Genomic DNA, 412 nt, shown 5'->3' on the forward strand with positions numbered 1-412 from the left:
AGCACTGAATTGGGTGATTTCCGTCGACATCATCACCGTGCCGCTATCTTGTGGTTTCGCCAGGGCAATTTGTATGCGGGTAATGTTATCGATACAACTCAGCATCAGGACTGGCCGGGGGGGTGGAACACCCATCGCAGGGGTGGTCAGTATGACGCGAATCGGTAGGCTGTCAGATTGGGTGGTGATAAAACCGGTTGAATGGTCAGTGCGTTTCATCTCCTGTTCCATTGCCTGTCTCCAGACCGGGCCGGTTTTTTCTAACGGGATAACAGCAATATTATCGACTTTATCCAATAGGCGGTCGTAGCAATCGACTCTGACCAACGGTGACGGTTCTGCCCGGCATTGTAGCAAAGCGGGTAGTGAAGGCGCTGTTGGGGTTTCCTGAGCGGGCTGAGTATCAGGGGTG

General features: G+C 53.2%; 1 protein-coding gene. It reads right to left on the reverse strand.

Going from position 1 to position 412, the window contains the following annotated elements; all coding sequences use genetic code 11:
* Positions 1-412 (reverse strand): type VI secretion system-associated protein TagO (locus SLS51_RS23390; RefSeq protein ID WP_323840860.1); only part of this gene is annotated, 412 nt, incomplete at both ends.

Origin of the sequence: Photorhabdus africana (assembly GCF_035181445.1) — a bacterium.
Classification (GTDB): domain Bacteria; phylum Pseudomonadota; class Gammaproteobacteria; order Enterobacterales; family Enterobacteriaceae; genus Photorhabdus; species Photorhabdus laumondii.